The following is a 10,065-nucleotide window of genomic DNA, read 5'->3' as shown; positions in this document are numbered from 1 at the left end:
AGGGCACGGGGTTACTGAGGGGGTAGACACACGCCTGTTCCCCCTAAACCACAGTATCCACCGGGATTTTTGGCCAGGTATTGCTGATGGTATTCTTCGGCAAAATAATAGTTGCCTGCCGGCTCTATTTCAGTGGTAATTTCGTGCAGGATTTGCTGCTGCTTCAGGGCGCTCTGGTAGTATTCTTTACTTTGCTGTGCCAGCTCGAGCTGTGAGGCAGAAGTCGTATAGATGACAGAACGGTACTGGGTGCCGATATCATTGCCCTGTTGCATTCCCTGTGTTGGGTCATGGTTTTCCCAGAAATGGGCAAACAGTTGTTCGAGTGATATCAATGCTGGATCAAAAAGAATACGTACCACTTCGGTATGCCCGGTTTTTCCGGTGCAAACTTCTTCATAGGTCGGATTTGGGGTAAATCCTCCGCTATAGCCAACAGACGTACTGTAAACCCCGTCAAGTTGCCAAAAGAGCCTCTCAGCACCCCAGAAACAGCCCATACCCACAATGAGCTCTTCTAGCCCTTCAGGCTTATAATCATTGATTGGTGTACCATTGACAGCATGTGGCTGGGAAGGAAGGATTGGGGTAGCCCTGCCAATGAGCGCAGCCTCCGGCGAGATCATGACTTGTTTCTTTACTGACATTGTTATTTCCTTTTACATTGTCTTTACAGAGAAAGTAGAGGAATCTTGGCAGACAATCAATATCGGTTGATTTGTCTTTATTTTATGTTGGCAGTTATGACTGCCCTTTGTCAGAATTATTACTGCGCGCTGCAAACAATAATAAAGCTGTTATTGGTGAAACCTAATAAGAATGAACAAAAACATTAAGCGGTTTAGCCTTACCGCAATTGCTCTTGTTGCTTCTGTCCCGGTTTGGGCAGAGACCACATTGGCCATTAAGGGGTTGAAAGGAAGCCTGAAAGATAATGTCGAGGCGTATGTCTCGGCCATTCCTGAAGATGACTACAGTATTTCAATTCGCTTTCGGGAGCAGCTCGAAGGCGAGATTAAAGACGCCCTTAAAGCGCTGGGGCGCTATCAACCGACATTTGCTTATCAGGTTGAGAAGGACGGAGATGATAACGAGCTGATCGTTACGGTTAATGCCGGACCGAAGACAACAATAGCCAAAAGCGATATCCGTATTACAGGTATGGCTGAGAGCGATCCGGATTTTCTGGCACTGAAGAGAAAAAGTGGGCTTGGTTTTGGCAAAACGCTGAATCATGGCAAATATGAGTCGTTCAAATCTTCCCTGAGTAGTCTGGCGCTGCGAAAAGGCTACTTTGATGCAGAGCTAAAGAAAAGTGTGTTGGAGGTGGCCCCGACACGCAATGAGGCTTTTATTACGATCGAGTTTGCTGCCGGACAACGCTATAACTTTGGCGAGACGGTATTCACAGGCAGCCAAATTGAAGAAGACCGGCTGCAATCACTGATCCCCTACGAAGAGGGCGACCCATACCTTGCTTCTACTCTGGGAGAGTTTAATCAGCGACTATCTAATGTCGGCTGGTTCTCCTCGATCTTTGTCGGCGGAGATGTTGCCAACCTAAAAGACAATAGCGTGCCTGTCAGGGTTGCCCTGGAGCCACAGGTCAGAAACCAGATAGAGACAGGTATCGGTTACTCAACCGATGTTGGTACGCGTCTTAAATTTAACTGGCGCAAGCCCTGGATGAACAGTGCTGGCCACAGCCTCAATGTGAAGACTGAGCTCTCGAAGGTACAGCCTAAGATCGAGGCAACCTACAAGATCCCGCTTGATGACGTCCTCAATGATTATTACCAGATCATTGGCGGTATTCGCTATGTTGATAACCATGACACGGTCAGTACGGAATATAACATTGGCCTGGAGCGCCACTGGCGGCTGGAGTCAGGCTGGAAACGGGTGGCGTCGGTACGGTGGCTCTACGAGGATTACAAGCAGGGGGCTGAAGAAAGCGGCGTGTTGTCCATGATATTGCCGGGGATCAGCTATGACAAAACTCGAAGTCGTGGTGGTGCTATGCCTACCTGGGGCGATAAACAGCTAATCTCGATCGAATACTCCGATCCGGCTTTTGGTTCTGATACCCGGCTGGCAAGGTTTCGCGGGCGGAGTGCCTGGATCCGCAGCTCCGGCAAGGATCACCGTGGCCTGTTGCGGCTGGATGGTGGTGCGGTGATTGCGGAGCGGATAGAAGATGTGCCGCCATCACTGCGTTTCTTCGTGGGTGGTGACAATAGCCTGCGTGGTTATAGCTATGAGTCGATTGCTCCGAAAGACAGTAAGGGCGAGTTACGTGGTGGTACTTACATGCTGACCTCGACCCTTGAGTATCAGTACCGGGTTTACGGTAATTGGTGGGGAGCATTGTTTTATGATTATGGTTCCTCCTGGATAGATACTCCGGATTGGTATCGAGGAGTGGGGGCCGGTGTCCGTTGGGCATCGCCGGTCGGCCCGATTCGTCTTGATTTTGCATGGGGACTGGAAAAGGAAAGCGATAAGTTTCAGCTGCATTTTGTTCTGGGGCCTGAAATATGATCTGGGTAAAACGTATAGCACTAGGGTTGCTGGCACTGTTATTGGTTTTGGTGATTGCTATCGCATCACTGTTGTATACCCCGGCAGGCGTTAAGCTGGCTGTTTGGGGCGCACAAAAGGCCTTGCCGGCCCTGTCGGTAGCCGGTAGCTCGGGAAGCTTGCTGAAAGGTTTTACGCTGGAGCATATCGCCTTTCAAGATACGCATCTTGATCTGAAGGCAGACAGCCTGGTGTTGACGCTTGAAGACAGTTGCCTGCTAACCCCGGCAGTTTGTGTGACCGAGCTGAGTGTTTCGGGTGTGCAGTTTGCCATGCCCGAGTTGCCCCCGTCGCAGCCGGATGCTGAAGAGAGTGAGGTTGAGCCTCAGCCCGTGACTGAAATTGTGATGCCGCTACCGATACGTATTGACCGGGTCGCGCTGGATGATATTAAGCTGGATATTTTGGGCAACAAGATTGCCTGGCAGTATTTTTCTACCGCAGCGGAGATTGAGGAAAGCCAGTTAATACTCAAGCCGACCGACTGGCAGGATATCGAGCTTACACTGGCTTCAGCTTCTGAGGCAGACAGTACGGTTACGCAAGCTGAAGCTGAACCTACCGGTGAGCCTATCACTTTGCCTGAAGTGGTACTGCCTTTGTCGTTTGATATCCAGCGCTTTACCGTTAAGAACTTTACACTCAACGGCGAGACTCCCCAACGGGTGAATGTGCTGGACATAGCTGCAACGGCAACGGGCAGTGATGTGTCACTGAGCAAGCTGATACTGGATGTCCCGCAGGCCAAGCTTGATGCGACTGCCGGTATTTCGTTGAGCGGTGATTACCCGCTTCAGCTAGAAGCAGGGCTTGATATTGCAATGGCTCCTCTTGAGGGGCATAACCTCAAGCTCAAGGCTGACGGTTCATTGGCCGAGCTGGCGCTTGATGCAAGCCTGAAAGGTACGCTTGATGCGTTGCTGAGTGGCAAGCTGTCTCCGCTGGAGCCGACGCTACCTTTCGATCTTAATCTGTCCAGTAAGCATATTCAGTGGCCGATTGATAAAGAAGCTGAATTTGAAGTGACAGATACGGCATTAACTGCTGCCGGAAGTTTAGACGGGTTCAAGTTCAAGCTAAAAACCGATGTTGACGGAGCGCCGATGCCTGCCGTTGCCGCAAACTTATCGGGGCAGGGCGATTTGACTCAGGTAAGCCTGGATAAACTGGCTATCGAAACCCTCGGCGGTGCGATTACCGGCAAGGCCAAAGCCAGTTGGAAGGAGTTGGTTAACTGGCAGGGGCAGTTAGATTTTAGCCATATACAGCCCGGGCTTGAATGGCCGGATGCCAAAGGAGATCTCAGCGGTAAGCTGCGAACGTCTGGGGGGCTGACCAAGCAGGGCGGCTGGTTTGTCAAACTGCCTGAGCTATTTATCGACGGGGTGGTGCTCGAGCAGCCGTTTACACTTGATGGGCAGCTTGATGCCAAAGATACCGCCGGCAAGGGAGATATTGAGCTGGTTACCGATCATCTGAGGTTAAAGCATGGTCCTAATGGACTGACGGCAAAAGGCTCCTTGAGCAAAGAATGGGCGATGTCTGCGCAGGTTGATGCCCCGGACTTGGCTCAATCGTTACCGGATTTGCGTGGACGTATTCAGGGAGACCTCGAGCTGTCGGGAAAACTTGCCGAACCGGATATTGATCTTCAGTTGGACGGAGAGGCTTTAGGTTGGCAGGAGCAGGCCAGTCTTCAGCGGTTTGCACTTAAGGGACGGGTAACACCTATGCCGGCGCTAAAGGCAGATGTGAGGCTGACGGCTTCTGAAGGCAAATACGATACGTTTAAGCTTGATGAGTTAGCCTTGGTCTTCAAGGGGACCGAAGCTCAGCACAACCTTACACTGAATGTCGATGCCCAACCTGTGAGCGCGAATATCAGTCTTGAGGGCAAGCTGGATCGCAAGACTGGCTGGCAAGGGGTATTGCAGCAAGGTGAAATTGATACGGAAATTGGTCCATGGCAGCTAAACCGTCCAACGAAGCTAGGTTATAACCTCAAGACACAGTTGGTGAATGTCGCCGCGCACTGTTGGCAACAGGACCAAGCGTCGTTGTGCCTGATCGAAGCTCTCGAGGCAGGGAGTTCGGGGCATGCCAAGGTCGCCGTGAACAATTTCGGTTTTGATCGTATTGCACCGTTTATCCCTGAAACTATTACGCTAAAGGGGGAAGTAGGTGCCAATGTGGAGGCGACTTGGGCGCCAAAGGCGTCTCCGTATGTGAAAGCCCAGGTTCGCCTGTCGTCGGGCTCAGTGGTTCAACAGGCCGATCCTGAAGCGCCGGCCCTGACAGTAGGCTGGGACAAGGTGACGGTTAATGCCGAGATGAAGCAGGACATCTTAAATGCCGACTGGCTGGTGGCGGTGAAAGACAATGGCGATATCTCAGGGCAAGCGAAAGTTAGCCAGCTAACAGGTGAACAGCAACTGGAGGCGAGGCTTAAGATTGATCGCTTCATGCTTGGTTTCCTAGCCCCGCTGATCAAGGGCTATGAACAGTTTGACGGCCAGGTTGATGCCAACCTGACCGTTGCTGGTCCAATCATGCATCCGGCTGTCACCGGATTGTTGGAACTGACTAATGTGGAAGCGATCGGCCGTAAGGTGCCGTTAGATGTATCCAAGGGTGATATCACCGCGACCTTTAATGGTTACAATGCCACCTTGCATGGCGATATTATCACGCCGGATGGCGAACTGCTCTTGCGAGGCAGTGGTGATTGGCAGGATCTGGCGCAATGGAAGTCGGAGCTACAAGTCAATGCACGCGATTTGGAAGTCAGTATGCCTCCTCTGCTCGACTTGAAGGTGTCACCGGATCTGATGATCAAAGCCTCTCCGAAATACGCGGAGATCACCGGCAATATCGCTATTCCATGGGGGCGCATCACCATTGATCAGTTGCCGGAATCGGCAGTGTCAGTATCTGGTGATGAAGTGCTGCTAACCGATGATCTACAACCTGTCGAGACAGAGCCGCCAATCCCGTTTGAAATCAACACCAATATTTCGGTGAATATCGGTAGAGATGTCAGGTTGTCGGCGTTTGGCCTGAAATCCAGGCTGACAGGTGATCTGAACGTACGCCAGAAGGATAAGGGACCGCTAGTATATGGTGAGGTGAACTTGCGAGATGGTACCTATCGTTCATTTGCCCAGGAGTTGGTGATCCGCAAAGGTCAGATTCTGTTTAATGGCCCGGCGGACCAGCCTTATCTGTCGATAGAGGCAATTCGTGATCCGGACAATGTCGAAGATGGTGTGATTGCCGGGATCCGGGTCAGCGGCCCGGCCGATGAACCGACAGTGGAGATCTTCTCCGATCCGGCGATGCCCCAGCAAAATGCACTGTCTTACCTGCTGCGTGGTAAAAACCTCGATACCGAGTCTGGCGAAGGTGGCAGTGGCGATGCGATGACGACCGCACTGATCAGTATGGGGCTGGCCAATAGTGGCCAGCTTGTCGGTAATGTCGGCGAAGCGTTTGGTGTCCAGGACCTGACATTAGATACCACGGGCTCGGGAGACGATTCTAAGGTGACGATCAGTGGTTATATTGCCCCCGGTCTGCAGGTAAAATATGGTGTCGGGATTTTTAACTCCATTCCTGAGTTTACTGTTCGTTACCGGTTAATGACAGATCTGTACGTTGAAGCCGTATCCGGCCTCGATAGCGCCGTCGATTTACTGTATCAGTTTGAGTTCAATTAAGGGTTGGTTGTTGTGGCAAGAGTGTTTGTGTATGGGACATTGAGGGCAGGCCAGTCGAATCATGGCTTGCTAGAACAGGCATCCAGATTAGGGGCCTGTCAATTAGTGTCGGGCTATGTGCTTTTTAATCTCGGTAGTTATCCGGGGGCAAAAAAGAGCAACTCGAACCATGCTCCGTTGTATGGGGAAGTCTATGAAGTGGACAGTCGTACCATGGCCTTACTCGATCAACTGGAGGAGTATCCTGAGTTGTATACCCGTGAGCTGGTCGAGACGAAATACGGGGCAGCCTGGATTTACCTTTACAACCCTTCTGTCGCTGGGTTGCCTCAGATTAGCCGTGGTGACTGGTGCCAACGATAAAACTGTCTATTCGGCTTATTCGCTGCAGATGTTGGAGCATTTGCTATGGACGCGGCATTGCCTTGTGTAATGCCTCGTAGCTTTCACCGTTGTAGATATACTGATAACCCAGTTGCTTGAGGACTTCTTCTGCGATTCCGGAACGCCGTCCGGAGCGGCAATAGAGAAAAATGGGCTGGGTTTTATCTTTGGCGATCGTGGTCAGCCTGTCGATTTCATTAAAGGGGATGTTGATAGACTTGGGCAGGTGCCCGGCGATAAATTCTTCATTGGTTCGCACATCAACAATCAGCGGATTTCCTTCCTGGTGTAGTTGCCAGAATTGTTCGGGTGTTACCACTTCGGCCTGAACTGGGGAGGCAAGAAGAAGGGTGAAGAGAATGAGTTGACGTATTTTGCTTAGCATTTTACAGGACTAACCTCTGAATAATCATATCGGTGTTGTAAACGCTCCTTGTCAGCCTGTGAGAGAAGGAGCGTTATTTCTTAACTGCTAGCCAGTTACTTTTCCTGTGCTCGCTTGAAGGATTCTACAATTTCTTCCTTCGCAGCCGCAGCATCTGCCCAGCCATCCACTTTTACCCATTTACCAGCTTCCAGCTCTTTGTATCGCTCGAAGAAGTGGGTAATTTGCGCTTTTAGAAGATCCGGTAAGTCATTGACGTCCTGAATATGGTCATACTCCTTGCTGAGCTTGCTATGTGGGACGGCAACCACTTTAGCATCTTCGCCGGACTCATCTGTCATTTTTAGCACACCAACCGGACGGCAGCGGATCACTGAACCCGGAACTAGCGGATAAGGGGTTGGTACCAATACATCGACAGGATCGCCATCAAGGGACAAAGTATGGTTTACATAGCCATAGTTACAAGGATAGAACATCGGCGTTGACATGAAACGGTCGACAAACACTGCGCCGGTATCTTTGTCTACCTCGTATTTAATTGGGTCGGCATTGGCTGGGATTTCGATAACAACGTAGATATCTTCAGGGATGTCCTTTCCTGCTGGCACCTGATTAAGGCTCATGATGTATTCCTTTTATTGAGTTAACTAATTGTTGACGATGTAAGAAATTATAATACCAACTTCGTTAACGAGTTGTCTATTTGGTAACCGTTTTGCCCTATTATGGCGAGTAGAAAGAAGTGATGAGCAGTGAGAGAGTTGAGGTAGAAAAAGAAACAGGCTGCCGGGGCAGCCTGTTATATCGGGAATCGCTTTTATTCAGGGAACTCTTCCAGGAAGGTTTCTACATTGCGGACCATCTTGGTCGAGCCGACAAAGAATGGCACCCGCTGGTGCAGCTCAGTCGGTTTGAGATCCATGATCCGGTGTTTACCGTCAGATGCCAGGCCACCGGCCTGCTCAATCAAAAATGCCATCGGGTTGCATTCATACAGCAGGCGCAGTTTGCCGTTCGGGTGAGTCGCAGTACTCGGGTACATATAAATACCGCCCTTTAGCAGGTTGCGGTGGAAGTCAGCAACCAGAGAGCCGATATAACGGGATGTATAAGGACGGTTATCTTCTGGCACGTCTTCCTGGCAGTGCTTGATGTACTTTTTCACACCCATCGGGAAGCGGATATAGTTACCTTCGTTAATGGAATAAATACGGCCGTCTTCCGGGATACGCATGCTTTCGTGTGACAGGCAGAACACACCCAGTGATGGATCGTAGGTAAAACCATGAACACCGTTACCTGTGGTATAAACCAACATGGTCGAAGAGCCGTAGATGATGTAGCCGGCAGCAACCTGGCGGTGTCCTGGCTGGAGGAAGTCTTCTTCAGTTGGCGGGGTACCAACTGGCGAAACTCGCTGGTAAATGGAGAAAATAGTTCCGACGGAAACGTTTACGTCGATATTCGAAGAACCATCCAGTGGATCCATCAAAACAACGTATTTCGCGTTTAGGTTTAATTCTTTGTTGAAGGCAACGGCTTCGTCTTCTTCCTCACTGGCGACGCCACATACCTGATCTCGGGCTTCAAGCGCGGCCTTGAATTTCTCATTTGCGTAGATGTCGAGCTTTTGCTGATCTTCACCTTGAATATTCTCGCCACCGGCCGATCCTGTGATATCAACCAAGCCTGCCTTGTTGATTTCACGGTTCACGATTTTAGCCGCTAGCTTTATAGAGCCCAGTAGTGAGGAGAGCTCACCGCTGGCATGGGGGAAGTCGGTCTGTTTCTCGACAATGAACTCACCAAGGGTTCTAATATCGGACATATACAATCCTTGCATCATGTTGTCATTGGGGCAGTTAAGTCAGGTACAATGTCTCTTACGGACAGTTTTGGTACCTCTATATAGGATTTATAGCCTGTTAGTGCTGTAAATACGCATAAAGAATTGTATATAAAGATCTTTTTTATGGTACTGAAGTAACACCTAAGCGTGAAATCAACAGAATTTATTCAGTGAGCCGACAGTTATGCATATCCATATTCTAGGAATTTGCGGCACATTTATGGGCGGAGCCGCGATTCTCGCTCGTCAGTTGGGCCATAAAGTTACCGGTTGTGATGCCAATGTTTATCCGCCGATGAGTACCTTGCTTGAGTCTCAAGGTATTGAAATTATTCAGGGTTATGACCCATCACAACTTAATCCGGCTCCCGACCTGGTCGTCGTCGGCAATGCCATGAGCCGGGGCAATCCTTGTGTGGAATATGTACTGAACAATAACCTGCGCTATACCTCGGGGCCGCAGTGGCTGCAGGAAATTTTGCTGCATGACCGTTGGGTATTGGCTGTGGCCGGTACACATGGCAAGACGACGACAGCCAGTATGCTGGCGTGGATCCTGGAAGATTGTGGTTATCAGCCGGGCTTTCTGGTTGGTGGCGTGCTTGGAAACTTCGGTGTTTCCGCGCGGTTAGGTGAAAGTATGTTCTTCGTTGTCGAGGCGGACGAATACGATAGTGCTTTTTTCGATAAGCGTTCTAAGTTTGTTCATTATCGACCACGAACGCTCGTTATGAACAATTTAGAGTTCGATCACGCAGATATTTTTGATGATTTGAAAGCCATCCAACGCCAGTTTCATCATTTAGTGAGAACTGTGCCGGGTAATGGCCGGATCTTGGCACCCAAAAATGTCGACAATATCCAGCAGACACTGGATATGGGATGTTGGAGTGAGCTGGAATATACCGGCGAAGACGGCCACTGGCAGGCACGCAAGCTTGTGGCCGATGGTAGCCAGTTTGAGGTGTACCTGGAAGGTGAGCTCGCGGGTGTCGTGAACTGGGATCTGGTGGGCGATCATAATGTCAGCAATGCCCTGATGGCGATTGCTGCTGCACGTCATGTTGGCGTGACCGCGGATTTGGCCTGCGAGTCATTGGCGAAGTTTATCAATACCAAGCGTCGCCTGGAGCTGAAAGGTCAGGTGA

Annotated in this window: 8 protein-coding genes; 4 read left to right on the top strand and 4 right to left on the bottom strand. The window is 50.4% G+C overall.

Features of this window, described 5'->3' with window-relative positions; translation table 11 throughout:
* Positions 1–11 precede the first annotated feature (11 nt).
* Positions 12–647 carry a peptide-methionine (S)-S-oxide reductase MsrA gene (gene msrA, locus MHN01_RS07510; RefSeq protein ID WP_239410755.1) on the bottom strand — a complete coding sequence of 212 codons (636 nt, stop codon included), beginning with the start codon at positions 645–647 and terminating at the stop codon, positions 12–14.
* Between the two features lie 172 nt (positions 648–819).
* On the opposite strand from msrA, the gene MHN01_RS07505 reads away from it, so the two are divergent.
* The 3 genes from MHN01_RS07505 to MHN01_RS07495 are packed head-to-tail and all read left to right on the top strand — an operon-like array spanning position 820 to position 6,659.
* Positions 820–2,541, top strand: a complete 1,722-nt coding sequence (locus MHN01_RS07505; protein ID WP_239410754.1) for an autotransporter assembly complex family protein — start codon at positions 820–822, stop codon at positions 2,539–2,541.
* Positions 2,538–6,296, top strand: a complete 3,759-nt coding sequence (locus MHN01_RS07500; RefSeq protein WP_239410753.1) for a translocation/assembly module TamB domain-containing protein — start codon at positions 2,538–2,540, stop codon at positions 6,294–6,296. The genes MHN01_RS07505 and MHN01_RS07500 overlap by 4 nt, the downstream gene beginning before the upstream one ends.
* Positions 6,297–6,308: 12 nt before the next feature.
* On the top strand, positions 6,309–6,659 hold the full coding sequence (locus MHN01_RS07495; protein WP_239410752.1) for a gamma-glutamylcyclotransferase family protein: 351 nt from the start codon (positions 6,309–6,311) through the stop codon (positions 6,657–6,659).
* 43 nt (positions 6,660–6,702) lie between these two features.
* Here the strand turns inward: MHN01_RS07495 and MHN01_RS07490 are convergent, their stop codons facing one another.
* The 3 genes from MHN01_RS07490 to fbp all read right to left on the bottom strand — a co-directional run bounded on the left by MHN01_RS07490 (position 6,703) and on the right by fbp (position 8,896).
* On the bottom strand, positions 6,703–7,065 hold the full coding sequence (locus MHN01_RS07490) for a rhodanese-like domain-containing protein (RefSeq protein ID WP_239410751.1): 363 nt from the start codon (positions 7,063–7,065) through the stop codon (positions 6,703–6,705).
* Between the two features lie 95 nt (positions 7,066–7,160).
* Positions 7,161–7,691, bottom strand: coding sequence for an inorganic diphosphatase (gene ppa, locus MHN01_RS07485; RefSeq protein ID WP_075763593.1), 531 nt, complete (start codon positions 7,689–7,691; stop codon positions 7,161–7,163).
* Positions 7,692–7,885: 194 nt separating this feature from the next.
* Positions 7,886–8,896, bottom strand: a complete 1,011-nt coding sequence (gene fbp / locus MHN01_RS07480) for a class 1 fructose-bisphosphatase (protein ID WP_239410750.1) — start codon at positions 8,894–8,896, stop codon at positions 7,886–7,888.
* Between the two features lie 205 nt (positions 8,897–9,101).
* Here fbp and mpl point away from each other — a divergent pair.
* The coding region (gene mpl, locus MHN01_RS07475; protein WP_239410749.1) for a UDP-N-acetylmuramate:L-alanyl-gamma-D-glutamyl-meso-diaminopimelate ligase at positions 9,102–10,065 on the top strand (964 nt) is incomplete at its 3' end.

Source organism: Photobacterium sp. OFAV2-7 (assembly GCF_022347985.1).
Taxonomy (GTDB): domain Bacteria; phylum Pseudomonadota; class Gammaproteobacteria; order Enterobacterales; family Vibrionaceae; genus Photobacterium.
Note: the sequence above shows the minus strand (reverse complement) of the source record. Positions and strands in the feature narration are given on the sequence as shown.